Annotated in this window: 12 protein-coding genes and 2 pseudogenes; 10 read left to right on the top strand and 4 right to left on the bottom strand. The window is 42.6% G+C overall.

The window, feature by feature from the left end; genetic code table 11:
* The first annotated feature begins 191 nt into the window (after positions 1-191).
* The 5 genes from ACFQ1G_RS06225 to ACFQ1G_RS06205 all read left to right on the top strand — a co-directional run bounded on the left by ACFQ1G_RS06225 (position 192) and on the right by ACFQ1G_RS06205 (position 5,785).
* Positions 192-1,094, top strand: coding sequence for a hypothetical protein (locus ACFQ1G_RS06225; protein ID WP_380737656.1), 903 nt, complete (start codon positions 192-194; stop codon positions 1,092-1,094).
* 223 nt (positions 1,095-1,317) lie between these two features.
* Entirely contained in the window at positions 1,318-1,821 is a 504-nt protein-coding gene (locus ACFQ1G_RS06220) for a DUF6702 family protein (RefSeq protein WP_380737654.1), read from the top strand.
* Between the two features lie 55 nt (positions 1,822-1,876).
* A complete protein-coding gene (locus ACFQ1G_RS06215) occupies positions 1,877-4,198 on the top strand; it encodes a M1 family metallopeptidase (RefSeq protein ID WP_380737652.1) in 2,322 nt (773 codons plus the stop codon).
* Between the two features lie 286 nt (positions 4,199-4,484).
* Positions 4,485-4,769, top strand: a complete 285-nt coding sequence (locus tag ACFQ1G_RS06210) for a Sec-independent protein translocase subunit TatA/TatB (RefSeq protein WP_380737650.1) — start codon at positions 4,485-4,487, stop codon at positions 4,767-4,769.
* Positions 4,770-5,143: 374 nt separating this feature from the next.
* Positions 5,144-5,785 (top strand): O-methyltransferase, encoded by a 642-nt coding sequence (locus tag ACFQ1G_RS06205; RefSeq protein WP_380737648.1) that lies wholly within the window; start codon positions 5,144-5,146, stop codon positions 5,783-5,785.
* A gap of 434 nt (positions 5,786-6,219) precedes the next feature.
* On the opposite strand, the gene ACFQ1G_RS06200 is transcribed toward ACFQ1G_RS06205, so the two are convergent.
* Complete coding sequence (locus ACFQ1G_RS06200) at positions 6,220-6,609, bottom strand: endonuclease domain-containing protein (RefSeq protein ID WP_380737646.1); 390 nt, start codon at positions 6,607-6,609, stop codon at positions 6,220-6,222.
* A 343-nt stretch (positions 6,610-6,952) separates the two neighbouring features.
* Between ACFQ1G_RS06200 and kynU the strand changes: the two genes are divergently transcribed.
* Positions 6,953-8,212: a kynureninase gene (kynU, locus tag ACFQ1G_RS06195; RefSeq protein WP_380737644.1), complete on the top strand. Its 1,260-nt coding sequence runs from the start codon at positions 6,953-6,955 to the stop codon at positions 8,210-8,212.
* A gap of 342 nt (positions 8,213-8,554) precedes the next feature.
* A pseudogene (locus tag ACFQ1G_RS06190) lies at positions 8,555-8,698 on the top strand (kynureninase/PvdN C-terminal domain-containing protein); the annotation flags it as partial.
* A gap of 164 nt (positions 8,699-8,862) precedes the next feature.
* On the opposite strand, the gene ACFQ1G_RS06185 reads toward ACFQ1G_RS06190, so the two are convergent.
* On the bottom strand, positions 8,863-9,684 hold the full coding sequence (locus tag ACFQ1G_RS06185; RefSeq protein WP_380737642.1) for a BT1926 family outer membrane beta-barrel protein: 822 nt from the start codon (positions 9,682-9,684) through the stop codon (positions 8,863-8,865).
* An 83-nt stretch (positions 9,685-9,767) separates the two neighbouring features.
* On the bottom strand, positions 9,768-11,537 hold the full coding sequence (locus ACFQ1G_RS06180; RefSeq protein WP_380737640.1) for a hypothetical protein: 1,770 nt from the start codon (positions 11,535-11,537) through the stop codon (positions 9,768-9,770).
* Between the two features lie 307 nt (positions 11,538-11,844).
* Here ACFQ1G_RS06180 and ACFQ1G_RS06175 point away from each other — a divergent pair, with 307 nt between their 5' ends.
* The 3 genes and pseudogenes from ACFQ1G_RS06175 (at position 11,845) to ACFQ1G_RS06165 (ending at position 13,957) form a co-directional block, all read left to right on the top strand.
* Entirely contained in the window at positions 11,845-12,645 is an 801-nt protein-coding gene (locus tag ACFQ1G_RS06175) for a response regulator transcription factor (protein ID WP_380737638.1), read from the top strand.
* A gap of 148 nt (positions 12,646-12,793) precedes the next feature.
* A pseudogene (locus ACFQ1G_RS06170) lies at positions 12,794-13,471 on the top strand (kynureninase/PvdN C-terminal domain-containing protein); the annotation flags it as partial.
* 291 nt (positions 13,472-13,762) lie between these two features.
* Complete coding sequence (locus tag ACFQ1G_RS06165) at positions 13,763-13,957, top strand: kynureninase/PvdN C-terminal domain-containing protein (protein WP_380738470.1); 195 nt, start codon at positions 13,763-13,765, stop codon at positions 13,955-13,957.
* A gap of 254 nt (positions 13,958-14,211) precedes the next feature.
* Here the strand turns inward: ACFQ1G_RS06165 and ACFQ1G_RS06160 are convergent, their stop codons facing one another.
* Positions 14,212-15,558, bottom strand: coding sequence for a capsule assembly Wzi family protein (locus ACFQ1G_RS06160; protein WP_380737636.1), 1,347 nt, complete (start codon positions 15,556-15,558; stop codon positions 14,212-14,214).
* Positions 15,559-16,037: the final 479 nt, after the last annotated feature.

The raw sequence follows: 16,037 nt of genomic DNA, 5'->3' as shown, positions 1-16,037 counted from the left end.
AGAGACAAGAGTCAAGAATCGGATGTCGAAAGTTGTCATTCCGACGGAAGGAGGAATCTCCAAGCCGGCTAAACTGACACTACGTTAAAATGAAGTTTACAAGCATTATTGGGTTCCAAGGTCTTTCCGTCCGTTTAGGTTAATTTGGCCGATTCCTGATTTCTCGATACAATTTCCAAAACTTATCAGTTTTGAAAACCACTCGAAGTGACAGGCACGAATGGCCACTCAACCTGCGTATTTCAATATTTTTCGTTTCTTTATCTCAAATGAAGAAACTTTTCTTTTCTTTTTTGATCCTTTTCTCAGGAATTTCTTTTGCTCAAACCAATGACCGAATAGAGGTTGAGGGTAATATCAAAGTTCCTGCCGGGGCTGAGGTGGAAGGAATTACCATATTTAATAAAAACTCTTCTCAGGGTACGGTGTCATCTTCTACGGGTGACTTTAGCCTTCAGGTCAAAGCGGGAGATAGTCTTTATTTTTCAGCGGTTCAATACCGGGAATTATTAATTGTGATCAATGATGATATCATTGAAAAAAAGATTCTGAACGTAGAGATCGCGGAAGGCTTGAACGAATTACCCGAAGTGGTTTTGAGATCACATGACCTTACCGGCCTGGTAGGAAATGATGTGAAGAACATCAAGGTCGAAAAAGTAGATCTCCCGGATTTTTCTGCGGCTGAAGTTAATAAACTTTTCAACCCTGTCTCTCCCGACCGTCAATCGGCTGTAGCCAATGCGGCCTTGGGAGAAAAGAGCGGCCCGTCAACTGCTATAAATATTCTGGCAATTGCGGACAAGATCGGGCAACTCATTTTTCCGAAGAAAACCAAACCTGCTCCCATTCTTCCGCAGTATTCCTATGGACCAGTTGAAATGGAACGTCTTTTAAGAACCCGATACGATAATTCCTTTTTTGAGGAGGTGCTTCATATTTCATCTAAAGAGATTGCCGATTTTCTTGAATTCATACATGAAAAAGGATTATCTGACGAAATGTTTAAGAAAGAAAAGGAAATGGACCTCATGCAATTCTTGATGGTGAAAAGTGCTGAATTCAATAAGGATTCCCCGGAAAACAATAAATAACTGACTACGAAATTCACTCACTTTTATAAGGTTATATCCACTTCACTTATAAAAAATACCTTTTCATTAAACTTTTTTCCCTTTTCATCGTCTAAGACTTTAATTGCCTCAATGAAGCGAATATTTTAGTGGAATAATATTTGATTAATTATAGGGGTTGCTTCCGGAGGAAAAACAGGGAAGCGTGAAGTTTCCGTTTCAGGGACTTCAAAAAATCAGGTACATGAGAAAAACTTTATTGCTTTTTATTGCCCTATTACCGTTGCTTTCTTTTACCGCAGCGCATAAGTTTTACGTGAGCGCGACTGACATTGAGTACAATGAAAAGAACAGGTCGCTTCAGATCATTTCCCACGTGTTTATTGATGATCTTGAAAAACTTTTGAAAGAAAGATACCACCCGGACCTTTTTCTGCTGAAGAAAGGAGAACACCCCAAATCCGACGAATTCATTGAACGCTATTTCAACGATAAGTTCAAAATACGAGTCAACGGGAAGGAAGTCGAGCTCAATTATCTTGGGAAGGAATATGACAAGGATGAATTGCTTATCTACATTGAGGTTACCGACGTGGAACCCATCCAGAATATTTTTGTCAAAAACGCGGTTTTAACCGACATTTTTCCGGAGCAAAAAAATGTGATCAAGGTAGAGTACAAAGGAACCATTAAAAGTCTGCTTTTAACAAGGTCAGAAGTAGATGGAATCTTAAAGTTCAGCAATTAAATTGCGGGATTTTAGAAAAAAATTATTTTTAGCAACCTAAACTTAAATTTTAAATATGAGATCATTCAAAACGGCACTAGCTGCTTTTTTCATTTTCTTCTCTGCGGGTGTCATGGCCCAGGAGACAGAGGCGCCTGCTGAACTTCAGCAGGAAGTAAAAGAAGGCGGTCATCTTAATCAAAACAAATTCAGGCAACTGTATCAGGAGTTTTCTACCCCTAATCAATATCGCACCGGTAGTGGTGCGCCCGGTCCCGAATATTACCAGAACGAGGCCGATTATAAAATGGACATCGAATTAGATGACCGCACTCAAAAGCTTACCGGTCGCGAGACCATCACTTATCACAATAATTCTCCTAACGACCTGGAATATCTTTGGGTTCAGTTAGATCAGAATATCCGTTCTAAAGAATCGGTTGCGAAACTGAAGGATGGAAACGGGATCGCTCCTGTTGCCCAGCCCGGAACGTTTGTTTCTGAATATATGGAAGAGGCCTTTGACGGCGGATTCAATATTACAGAAGTAAGCGCGAATGGAAAGCCTCTTAAAACTGTAATTAATCAGACTATGATGAGGGTTGATCTTCCGAAGCCATTAAAGGCAGGGGAGAGCTATACTTTTGATATCGCCTGGTGGTACAATGTGAACAACCACGTGACCAACCGCGCCCGTTCCGGATACGAGCATTTCCCGGAAGACGGGAACAACGCGTATGTGATCGCCCAGTTCTTTCCAAGAATGGCTGTTTACAATGACGTGGAAGGATGGCAGAATTACCAGTTCTGGGGAAGCGGAGAGTTCGCCTTGCCTTTCGGAGATTATGAAGTGAACATCACCGTGCCTGCAGACCATGTGCTTGACGGAACGGGAGAACTTCAGAATAGAAAGGAAGTGTTCACCAAGGAAATGATGAACCGCTACGAAAAGGCTAAAAATACATATGACAAGCCTGTAATGATCGTTACCCAGGCGGAAGCTGAAGCTGCCGAAAAAGGATTTTCAGACAAAAAGAAGACCTGGAAGCTGAAAGCTGAAATGGTGCGTGATTTCGCTTTCGCTACTTCAAGAAAATTCATCTGGGATATGATGGCCGTGAAGGTTGGAAGTAAAGATGTAATGGCGGTGTCCATGTATCCTAAAGAAGGAAATCCACTTTGGGAAGATTATTCTACTAAGGTAGTGGCTCACACGCTTCAGTCATTTTCAGATCATACTTTTGAATATCCATATCACAAGGCCATTTCGGTTCACGCGAAGAACCAGGGAATGGAGTATCCAATGATCTGCTGGAACTACGGGCGTCCAGATGAGAACGGGAATTACAGCGATCGTGTGAAATACGGAATGATGAGTGTGATCATCCACGAGGTGGGACACAACTTCTTCCCAATGATCGTAAATTCTGATGAGCGCCAGTGGGGATGGATGGACGAAGGTCTTGATACTTTCATGCAGTATATCGCTGAGCAGGAATATGGGGAAAGATATCCTGAAGATATCGCTCCTAACACAGCATACCCTTCCAGAAGAGGCCAGCCTTCTAAGATCGTAAACTATATGAAGGGTGATCAAAAGTATATCGCGCCTATCATGTCTAACCCTGAGCATGTGTATCAGCTGGGGAATAATGCCTACGGAAAACCGGCGACCGCGCTGAACATTCTGCGTGAAACAGTGATGGGGAAAGAGCTTTTTGACTATGCTTTTAAAACCTACGCCCAAAGATGGATGTTCAAACACCCGACTCCTGAAGATTTCTTCAGAACGATGGAAGACGCTTCGGCTGTAGACCTTGACTGGTTCTGGAGAGGTTGGTTCTATACTACAGATTATGTTGATATAGGAATTGAAGGTGTAAAGAAATATTACGTGACCGATAAGCCTACCAAAGAAGGTACAGAGCTTCTGAAGCGTTACGGCGTTCAGGATCCTTCTTCTATGGATCTTTTATATGTGGTTGCTGAAGACGGAGAGGAAATGAATCCTGAAATGAAAGGTAAGACTCCGGTAGAGAACGCTCCAACTCTTAATGAGTATCTAATGGATAACTTCACTCCGGAGCAGCGCCAAAAGATGAAAATGCCTAAGTATTTCTACGAGGTAAGCTTCAACAAGCCGGGAGGTTTGGTAATGCCTTTGATCGTGGAATATACCTATGCTGATGGTACTTCTGAAAAAGTGACCTATCCGGCACAGATCTGGAGAAAGAACGATGACCGCGTGAGCAGAGCTATGGCTACAGATAAGGAGATCGTAAAGATCACGGTAGATCCAGATCTTGAAACTGCTGATGTGAACACAGATAACAACTCATGGCCACAAACACCTGAGAAGGATAAGTTCCAGGAATTTAAAGAAAAGAACCAGGGGTAACTACCCCTGACCACCCCTGTCCGCCATGGGCGGACATTCCCCTCCTTTAAAAAGGAGGGGAGCTTAGGGAAAAATATATTTAAGGGAACCCTCCGTGCGGAGGGTTTTTTTTATGGGTGCTATGACAACTTTTATCCGGTGAAATCAGCTAAAGGCGGTTTTGAAAAATGCTTCTGAAGTCATTTAATTTGATCCCCTCCAGGAAGGAGGGGTGCCCGTAGGGCGGGGAGGTTTTTTAACAAGTCGGCTTTTTTAATGATTTAATTTGTGAGTATATTTGCAGCCTATGCAAACACTACCTCTTTTTATCAGTGGAGCCGAGGTCGCCTTTATAGTTTTTATACTGGTAATGGTCTTTGGCGCCGACAAGATCCCTGAGATCGCGAAGGGCCTTGGACAGGGTATGCGCAGTATCAAAAACGCAACCAACGACATCAAATCTGAGGTAATGAAAAGTGCCGATAAGCAGGGAATCGATGCTCAGGGCATGACCGATAGCGTGAAGAAAGAGATCGACCAGGTAAAGGAAGATATTGAGGAGATCACGGGATCTGTGAAACGACGATTTTAGCTGTTAGCTGTTGCCGGTTCCGGGTTGTCAGTTGTGGGTAATGTCTCCTCGAGCGGAGTCGAGAGGTAAACAAGGGATGCCGAATAAAATTCGGATGTTAAGTCTTTACTCTTTTTCGTTTTGCCCCGCCCCTAAAGGGAGCCGAAAAAGTAATTTGGGAAATCAGGTTCCATGTTTTCATAGGGAAATTTCAGCATCACAACTATATCTGAGAAGATATTCCAATCCCCAATCACCATTCCCCGATTATCTATTCCACAATCTTCTGTCCTCTGTCCACTAAAAAAAGTTGACAGACAGCCAACAGCCAATGGCCAACCGTCAACAGCCGATAAATTTCGTAATTTCGCATTCTAAAATTTAACTTCGAACCCATGCATTTCCTTCCTCAAAAGATCGACGACTATGTCGTTGCTCATTCTGCCAAAGAACCGGAACTACTTCAGCAACTAAATCGCGAGACCAACCAGAAAGTCCTGCAACCACGTATGCTGAGCGGTCATTACCAGGGAAGGGTATTGAGTATGATCTCCAAACTGGTGAATCCGAAGAATATTCTGGAGATAGGAACCTATACAGGATATTCGGCTTTGTGTCTGGCAGAAGGGATGAAAAAAGAAGGGGTTCTTCATACCATCGACATCAACGAGGAATTGTTCGACCTTCAGAAAAAGTATTTTGATGCTTCGGAATATAAGGACAATATCAAACAGCACCTGGGAGATGCTACGGACATCATCCCGACTTTAAAGGAAAATTTCGACCTGGTCTTTATAGACGCCGATAAACCCAATTACCCGGCTTACTTCCAACTAATAATGGAAAAACTGAATCCCGGCGGGATCATCCTTTCCGATAATGTCCTGTGGAGCGGGAAGGTGGTAGAAGACGTAAAGAAAGATGATGAGTCTACGATAGCCTTACTGGAGTACAACCGACTCCTCGCAGAAGATAACCGACTGGAAACAGTGATGCTGCCCATACGGGATGGACTGACCATCAGCAGGCGGAAGTAGACTTTAGCCGTTGGCCTTTTCCCAGTCACCCTGAACTTGTTTCAGGGTCTATTGACTAAGAACCTAAAGATGCTGAAATAAATTCAGCATGACGTCCTTAGATATTTTCTTTATCCCATTTCGGGATGTCACACTGAGCCCGACTGCGACAGCAGGAGGAAGAGTCGAAGTGGGGTAATTTGTCATTTATTTTTTGAAGCACTTTGTCACACTGAGCCGCCGAAGGCGATTAGGCGAAGTGTGCTGATGAACTAAATTCTTAAAATGTTGCCTGGAGAAAGTTGTTTTTCTCTTTTTTCAGAAACCAGTTAAAAAACTTATCTAAGGTATGAACCGTCTTTGCGAAGAAGCCCTGGCGACTGAAGCAACCTGCCTGTTAGAATAATTGCACTTTTTCCGTTTTGCCCCTGCCCTAAAGGGAGCCGGAAAAAGTCCTATGTTAATATTTTTTCTAATAGACTTTTTAGGACGTTTTCCATCTCATGTTTAATCTGCTGATTCGTAAATCGAATTATTTCTATTTTTTGAAATTGGATAAGATCAGTTCGTAATTTGTCCTTTAATTGCTGTTCAGGTTTATTGTGATAATCACCATCTACTTCTATGATCAAATTTAGTTTATGGGAATAGAAGTCAGCAATGAATTGATGAATGGGATGTTGTCTTCTGAAATGGTATTTTTTAAATGGATCTAGTTGTAACTCTGCCCAAAGCAGTTTTTCTGCCTCTGTAGGATTATTGCGAAGATGTTCTGCACGTCTAAAGATCTCAGCAGGAGCGCCTTTCCACATGCTATTATCATGATATGGATTGTCTTTTTTCACTACTGTGAATTTAAGAAAAACTAATTCTCACCCTTTAGGGAGGGGCAAAAGAATTAGTTTTTCTTTTTCCGGTTTGCCCCAACCCTAAAGGGAGCCGGAAAAAGTTATTGCAAGGATAAATAGGGCCTATCGAAAGTTCTCACTTTCCAACACCATACTATATCCTATGTCTAAGAAGCGACTTCGACTTTTCCTCCCTTCGGTCGGGCTCAGTCTGACAATGGTTTTCAAAACCGATAACCCCCAACTCGTAACCCACAACTTAAAATAAAGCCAACAGCTAATTGCCAAATGCCAACACCTATTTCACAGACTTTCTTATTTTTGGTCCAAACTTCAAAGAATGAACTTCCAGAACACCCTCGAATACGCCCAGGAATTAGATAAACAGGACCCTTTAAGATCATATCGAAAGGAATTTTCATTCCCGAAAGTGAACGGCAAAGACGTGATCTATTTCACGGGTAACTCTTTAGGTTTACAGCCGAAAAAAGCGAAGGAGTATGTAGATGAGGTGATGAGCGATTGGGCGGAGTTGGCGGTGGAAGGGCATTTTCAGGCTGAAAAGGCCTGGTGGGATTACCATGAGCGGTTCTCGACAAAACTGGCCCCAATAGTTGGCGCCAAACCGGAAGAGATCACCGTGATGAACACCCTGACTGTGAACCTCCATCTGCTGATGGTATCGTTCTACCGCCCCACCTCGAAGCGTTTCAAGATCATCATGGAAGAAAAAGCCTTTCCCAGTGACCAGTATATGATCGCGAGTCAGGTGCGGTTTCACGGTTTTGATCCTAAGGAGGCGATCGTGGAAGTGAAGAAAAGGGAAGGGGAAAATCATTTCAGGACGGAGGATATTCTGCAAACCATTAAGGAAGTGGGAGAGGAGTGCGCCCTTGTATTAATGGGTGGCGTGAACTACTACAACGGCCAGGTGCTCGATATGGAGACCATCACCAAAGTAGGGAAGAAAACCGGAGCATTTGTCGGTTGGGACCTGGCGCACGCGGCGGGAAATGTAGAGCTGAAGTTACACGACTGGGGCGCCGATTTCGCGGCCTGGTGCAGTTATAAATATATGAACTCAGGACCCGGGAATGCCTCCGGCTGTTTTATTCACGAACAATACCTCAACAGAAAAGATATACCAAGGCTGGAAGGCTGGTGGGGACATAATAAGAAAAGAAGGTTCTTAATGGAACCGGAGTTCCAGCCCGAGCCCACAGCCCATGCGTGGCAGATAAGCAACGCGCCTATCCTGGCTTTGGCACCGTACCTGGCCTCTTTGGAGCTTTTTGAGAAGGTGGGAATGCCTGCTTTGATCGAAAAGAGAGATAAGATCGTAGCGTACCTGGAATTTATCCTGCAGGAAGTGGCTAAAGAAGTAGGAGGGGACTTCGAGATCATCACGCCAAAAGAAAGAGGTACGCAGCTCTCTGTTTTCCTGCATGGGCAGGGAAAAGAACTGTTCAATTACTTAATGAAAAACGGGGTGATCACCGACTGGCGGGAACCTAATGTCATTCGTTTAGCCCCGGCACCGTTCTATTGTTCTTTTGAGGACATGTGGCGATTTGGAGAAATACTCCGAAATTATTTTTAATCCCTTCTTTTTTCCATTGATGAAAAAAGAAATCGACGTAAGGAGATTCACGAATTCCGATTTTCAAATAGAATGCATGAGTAAGCAAAAAAATCTAGGCTTACTAAAAGTTGCCTAAATTTTTTGTTCAGCAGCTAAATTTTAGGAACTCGCCATTGATTTTTTTCCTAACCTGTCAAAATTCGTTTTGGCTCAAACAGCCTAAAATTTTACGCTGCTTTTACTTCAAATTTTTCGTCAACTTTTCGTAGGCCGCTGGCCAAAATATAAGTATTTAAACAAAAACAAGGATAGGGCAGTTTTTTTCAATCTTCCTACACGTATAGGCTAAAGAACTGTTTTTTTAATTGCCTTTTGAAAAACGGGGTGATCCCCGACTGGCGCGAACCGAATGTAATACGATTAGCCCCGGCTCCTTTCTACTGCTCTTTTGAAGATATGTATGAATTCGGGCAGGTGCTGAAAGGCTATTTTGGGAAGAGTTGATGTTGTGAGGTTTTGAAGATGTAATGTGGTGGGTTGTTGTAGAAGTGGCCTTGAGATTGCCATATAGGTGACTGATTATTTCCTAAGAAAAATTGATTTGTCATAAAAAAGAAGACTGCCTTCAGGGAAGGCAGTCTTACTATGTAGGGAGGCTAGCTACGGTTTTAAAATTTGAATCCTAATTTCAGAAAATTTTGAGCTAAAAATGAAAACGTGTGTGAATCTGCTTCTAAATGCTCTAAACCTGGTCCCGGACTCTTCTGACTATAAGAGTAGATATAAGAAACTGGCTTTGTTTCCGCTCCAATATAAAAGCCTTCCAAGAGATGAAAGTCTAAACCTGCAACCAATTGGGCACCCGTACCTACAACTTCCAGGTGGCGGTTGCCAATATCGGCAATAACCGGTTCCCCGTTGGGAGAAGTGGTTATGGAAGGATCATACATAGATCTTCTTGCATAATAAAATGGTATTGTTAATCCTGCATATGGGGATATTCTATCAAATCTTGAATCAAAATGATATTCTCCACCCAGGTTGATGTTAATATCCACCTGCTCATCAGAATTCACTGACGCATAATTAGGGATCCATACCTGATTATCTTCCTCAGAAAAATCAGTGCCACTTTCTATATTAATTCTGCTTGGAGTGTCCCTAAGGATAGCACCACCACTAAGTTTCAATGCGATTTTTTCCGTTAAGAAATACCGCCCTTCAACTCCAACCATGTTTGAGGCGCTGTTATCATTTGCGCTTACAAAATCGGCGTATGGTGCGTTACCCGGTATGGTCCATTCTCCTGCAGGAGAAGGAGGCGCTACCAGATTAGACGAAAAGAAATTTCCACGCCCGAACAACACCGCAAATGAAAAGTCTCCTTGCTGAGGTGTATATTTATCTGTAACATCATCTTCTGTTGTGGTTTGACCAAAAGAGGTCAGACTGCCCAGAAAAATGAACGTTAATGCTATTATTTTTTTCATACTAATGTCCTAAGAAATTTGATTACTGTTTCAGTTTAAGAAGGAGCTCCGCTTGACGGAGCTCCTATTAAATCCTTTAGGAATTAGTTTTCCACTACCTCATTGAACTGCTCAAGGAAGTCATTTGCCAATGCTACAAGTGCATTGTACTCTGTTGTTAGGCGATCGATCTTTTCTTCGGTTCTAACAATAGTAGCCGCCCACTCCTCGGCACTGATCTCGTTGTTTACAAGAGTTGCTTGAGCGTCTTCGATATTATTTTGTAATGATTCAATTTGGTCTTCGGTCCAGGCAATTTGATTCTCGATAAAGGTTGGATCACCGCTCAAGTAAGTTTCAAGCGTATTGATCATTGTCCACAACGATGAAATTTCAGCACTATATTCCATGCGAACTTCTTGTTTCGCTAGATAGTCTGCTGTAGCCTCTGCATATAGAGTTTCTAATGCTGCGATATCAGCTACTTCCATTTCTGCAAGGGCGTCGGCGACGTTAGCTTCAGCTGTAGCCAGGTTAGTTTGGTAATTTTCTAAAGATGCCTGCGCATTTTCTAATGAAAATTCTAAATTGTTAAGCTCGTCTTTATTAATATAGAAATCATAATCAAAAACTACATTAGTGTAAGCACGTACTGCTTCTCCAAATTCAGTCGCAGGATCAGCAAACCTATTTTGGAAGAAAATCCCATATTCAACAACCACACCTGACCCTGTTGTATAAAGATAACCCTCTTCAAAATCACTTTTAATTTCTTTTGCAGTTCCCGGGTAGTTTGTTCCAGCGAAGTCTTCAAATGCAGTCTGGGCCGCATCACGGGCTACCAAAGCGTCATCATAAACCTGATCACCAGGTCCATTGTTAATATCAGTCGCATCGAATTCAGCCTGAGCCTGGATCCATGTTTCAAGCAAAGCAATTGCCTCTGCTTCTGCAGTGAAATATGGCTCATCTACCAGGGCTAATTCAGCCTCAAAAGGAGCTAATTGAGCCTCTAAGGCAGTGATATCTTCCTCTAGTTCAGATATGTATGCTTCAATATTTGCAATCGCTTCTTCAAAATTAGAAATGGCCACCAAAGAATTATCAGCTATGGTGTAAGCCTCATTAATAGGTGTCCATTCAATAAGGGCTTTATCCTCTTCCAATTGAGCCGTTGCACGGTTACTGTAAGCTTCATCTAAATCTTCACGTAATTGTATGACTTCAGCTTCAACAGAAGCGGCATCGGTATTCAGAGATTCATATCTAACAAGAGTTGCTTCTAGAGCAGCGATTGTTGCCTCATCTTCGGCGATCTGTCCCTCAATTTCCGCTGCCGCACCCTCAAAATCAACTACATTTCCGAAGTCATCAACATAAGCGTTGAATCTAACAAGATCCTGCTCTAAGTTAATTATTTCTTCCATTTTGTTGTTAGCCTGAGCCATTGTACTTTGATACTTAGCAAGGTATTCTTGTGCAGTCTCATTTACCTGAGCGGCTAAGTTGTCCATGGCTTGCTGTAAGGCGGCCTCAGCTTCAGCGGCACGCGCCTGAGCTTCGGCTACTCGAGCTTCTGCGGCTGCTACCTCTGCTTCCATAGCGGCAATAGTGGCGTCTGCTTCAGCCTGCATAATGGCTTGTTGCAACTCGACCTGCACCTGAATCAAAGCGGTTTCAGCCTGGATCTTAGCCGTCATTGCTGCCTGATTGTCTGCTTTGGCCTGCTCCATGGCTGCTTTTGAGTTCAGGTAATTAACCTGAGCTTGTCTAAGATTTTCTACTTCCGGAGAGATGTCCTCAGACACACAGGAAGTAACAAGGGTTGACCCGCCTAAAAGGACTAAGGCCATCATTCTTGTGAATTTTTTCATGATCAGTTTTTTAAAGGATTTAGTTTATGGGGCCAAAATTGGCAGTTTTAAGTTGGAGAGACAATACCTCATTTTAGGTATTTTTTGTAAGAAATCTTAAAATTTTGCCATATTTGGAATTTTTTGATCTTATTTTAATTTTTTTTCATCCTTTTTAAATTATTGTAAAACAAGAGGTTATGGTCCGATTTATATTGATTTTAAATTCCTACAAGTCATAAAATGAGGAAAACCATTTTGTTTAAAACTTTGTTAATTCCATATTTGTAGCCCCCTATGAATAAATCAATCATAAAAATTTACTTGTATGGGGGAACATGTATCTAAGGTTTTAAGTCTGTGGCAAGAGCCATTCTCGAATGACAAAAAGTATCTTCAAAAGTACCCGCAACTTGAGCAGATTAAGAAAGTCGCAGGTTTGTTCGCTCCCGGCCCTCATTATTATTATATCATTGACATGCCAACTCAAAAGCTGGAATATGTTAGTGGGGGGACAGCTCAAATATTGGGAGTTGATCCTGGAGAAGTAACCATAGAATTTCTCATCGAGAGATTGGTGCCGGAGCACAGAGAAAAAATGCTTTTAAAAGAAGAAGTGGTGGTAGATTTCTTTTTTAATTTCCTGCCGGCATCTGAAGTTACTAATTACAAAAGTGTCTATTATTGTTCAATCAGGGATGTCTATGATCAACCCCATAGAATTCTTCACCAGGCGGTGCCATTATCCCTTACTTCCGAACAACTAAAGCCAAAACATGTTTTAGTGGTCCACACAGATGTGACTCATTTACAGCCCCAACTAAAAGACAGTCTTCATTTTATAAACTTAAAACAGGGAAAATGTTATTACGATCTGTCGTACGAAGAAGGGTATTTTGATCCTAAAACAGAACCTGAGGTAGAATTAGATCCTTTTGAGACCCTGACTGAAAGGGAAATGGAAGTCATTCAGAAGATCGCTGAAGGGTTCAGCACCAATGAAATAGCGGCCCAGCTTCATATTTCGGTACACACGCTCCGCACGCACCGTAAGAATATCTTAAAGAAATCTCACTGTAAAAATATTAATGAACTGGTAGCCCAATATATTAGGGTCGGGGTAATTTGATTGGTGAAGTAGCGATGTGGTGAAGGTGTTAAGAAATGAAGTTGTGACCTTGCTAAGAAGTCACTTTGTGAAGTGAAGAGTTTGTGAAGGAATTAGAACTTTCAACCTGTAATACCTTTTTTTGGCTCTCCATTTAGTCCGATAGCCATCGGGTGAGGTGCTCGATATGGAGACCATCACTAAAGCAGGGAAAGAAACCGGCGCTTTTGTGGGTTGGGACCTGGCGCACGCCGCAGGAAATGTGGAGTTGAAGTTACACGAGTGGGGTGTGGATTTCGCGGCCTGGTGCAGTTATAAATATATGAACTCAGGTCCGGGGAATGCTTCCGGCTGCTTTATTCACGAGCAATACCACAATAGAAAAGATATCCCAAGGCTTGAGGGCTGGTGGGGACATAATAAGGAGAGAAGGTTCTTGATGGAACCTGAATTCCAGCCAGAGCCCACGGCACATGCCTGGCAAATAAGCAACGCGCCTATCCTGGCCCTTGCACCATACCTGGCATCTGTGGAGCTTTTTGAGGAAGTGGGGATGCCTGCCTTGATCGAAAAGCGAGATAAGATCGTGGCATACCTGGAATTTATCCTGCAGGAAGTGGCTAAAGAAGTAGGAGGGGACTTCGAGATCATCACACCTAAGGAACGAGGGACACAACTTTCGGTCTTCCTGCATGGCCAAGGAAAAGAACTGTTCCAGTATTTAATGAAAAGCGGCGTGATCACCGACTGGCGGGAACCGAATGTAATTCGTTTAGCTCCGGCACCGTTCTATTGTTCTTTTGAGGACATGTGGCGATTTGGGGAAATACTCCGAAATTATTTTTAATACCTTCTTTTTTCCATTGATGAAAAAAGAAATCGACGTAAGGAGATTCACGAATTCCGATTTTCAAATAGAATGCATGAGTAAGCAAAAAAATCTAGGCTTACGAAAAGTTGCCTAAATTTTTTGTTCAGCAGCTAAATTTCAGGAACTCGCCATTGATTTTTTTTCCTAACCTGTCAAAATTCGTTTTGGCTCAAACAGCCTAAAATTTCACGCTGCTTTTACTTCAAATTTTTCGTCAACTTTTCGTAGGCCGCTGGCTAAAATATAAGTATTTAAACAAAAAGAAGGATAGGGCAGTCTTTTCAATCTTCCTACACGTATAGGCTAAAGAACTGTTTTTTTAATTACCTTTTGAAAAACGGGGTGATCACTGACTGGCGGGAACCGAATGTAATACGTTTAGCCCCGGCACCTTTTTACTGTTCTTTTGAAGATATGTATGAATTCGGGCAGGTTCTGAAAAGGTATTTTGGGAAGAGGTGATGTTGTGAGGTAGTAAAGCTGTGAAGCTGTGATGTTGTGAAGAAGTGAAGATCTTTAGCCTAGGAGACTTTTTCCGGCTCCCTTTAGGGTAAGGGGTAAAACGGAAAAAGAATTTCAAGATCTAATATTAAAAGCTAACGGCTAACAGCCTTAAAGACAAAGCCGACAACTGAAAAACCATCAACTGAGAACTGAGAACTGAGAACTGAGAACTAAGAACTGATTACTGCCAACCGCCAATAGCCAGCAAAAGCTTACTCGATCCTGTACTTCAAACTCACTCCCGCCCCATAAACAGGAGCTTCATAAGAGTCATACTCGGCAGCTAACTGAAGATTTAGTTCTATGTCTTTTTGCAGCAGTTTAACATCTAACATGGAGTAGAAAACATCCTGTTTGGGCTTAAATCTTACAGGCCTGGTACCGTCATTCTGGGCGTAACTCAGAAGTAAGCGATACGGGTGATTTCCTAAGGTGGAAGTAAGATTACCACCTATGCCAAAATGATGAGCTGTGAATTTGTTGTTGACAATTCCCATTCCATCCGGGTTTACGGTAAAGAACGGTGCTCCTAATACTTTCCGGTGATATGTCCATCCCGAACGGTATCCTGTATTGTTAAAGTAATCATCATTCTTGTGGATGCCGGTCGTGGTATGACTTTGGTGGTGGGTGGTGTAGAATTCATACATCAAGGAATTCACTAATTTGCTAGAATTATTAGAGGAAACAAATATACCATATCTACCATCGGGCGTATTACCCAGCCTACTTCCGGAACCATCTTCGAACAAGTGGTTGTAAATTAGATCCACCTTATAATTCGTAAAAGTTTTGCTAAGGTACAATTCATAGCCTCCTATGTGATTTCCGAGGGCATTTTGCTGATCACCAATATATGCACCTTGTCCTCCGCCTCTTCCGGTAAAAATTCTCAGGTAATCCTCAAAACTTTCCTGACTTCCACGGGAAGGAGAGTCTCCACCCCATTGTGCGAAATGCTGGATCCCGGCTTTGACCTGAAAATTTCTGTCAGCCGTACTGTAGACCAGTTGAAAGCTCTTGTGGTGCAAACGTGCATTATTTACATAGCGATCATCATCCATCAAATATTCCTCCCAACTTGCTTCAAATCCAAAATTCTTCAATATGAAAACCGGGCGGGTGGATTTGAGTTGAATTCCGGGTAGTGGTCGGGTATTTAAGGAGCGCAAGATACTCTCATTGGAGGCGCTTAAACCGTTGTATACTTCTTTACGCTGTTTCCTTCCTACAGTTAGTTCAAACCAGGCTTTTTTATACGTCAGATAAAGTTCATCGGTAAAAACCCTGTCTGAATCAGCATCCCTCGCCAGGATTCCGACGCCGGCTTCCAGCAATCCAGCTTTACCCAAATCATAAAATGCTTTCCCGGAGATCCAGGTCACCAAATTGGTTTCTTTTTCTATTCTCCCTCGTTGGTTGTGGTACATCCAGAAGGGCAGTTCTTCCTCTTCTGTTGAAGCCATTCCCTGCAGGCTCAGTTCGGCGTTCCAGGAGAATTGGGCGATAGCGGATTGGAAGGTCAGTAGAAGTAGTAGGGGGAGGATTAAGTGTTTCACGGTTATCAGTTATCTGTTATGAGTTGTCTGTTGTGAGTTGTCATTGCGAGTGAGAATCGAAATAATCAGGTATAGAGAATTCTGATCGAGCGCGCCTGCCTGTCGGCAGACAGGGCAATTTTTCGTGGGAATCTCAAAAAAAAGAGATCCCTTTTCCCTGTTTTTTCGTCCTCTCAAATCACAATAAGCACGTCATGCTGAATTTATTTCAGCATCTTCTTTGTTAGAGACCTCTCGACTCCCTGCCTACCGGACAGGCAGGCGTTCGAGGTGACATTATAAGAAATGATACGTGTGCACACTTCGACTAATCGCCTTCGGTCGGGCTCAGTGTGACAAAGAGTTTCAAAAAAGACACTTCAACTAATCCTTACAGCGGTTGGGTCTACCAACCGGTAGGCAGGCTCGGTGTGACTGGCGGGGGATAAATAAGAAATTCTCCGCACTCCCGACTAACGATTTTCGACTAATCGCCTTCG

This window comes from Salinimicrobium gaetbulicola, from assembly GCF_042676025.1.
Classification (GTDB): domain Bacteria; phylum Bacteroidota; class Bacteroidia; order Flavobacteriales; family Flavobacteriaceae; genus Salinimicrobium; species Salinimicrobium gaetbulicola.
Note: the sequence above shows the minus strand (reverse complement) of the source record. Positions and strands in the feature narration are given on the sequence as shown.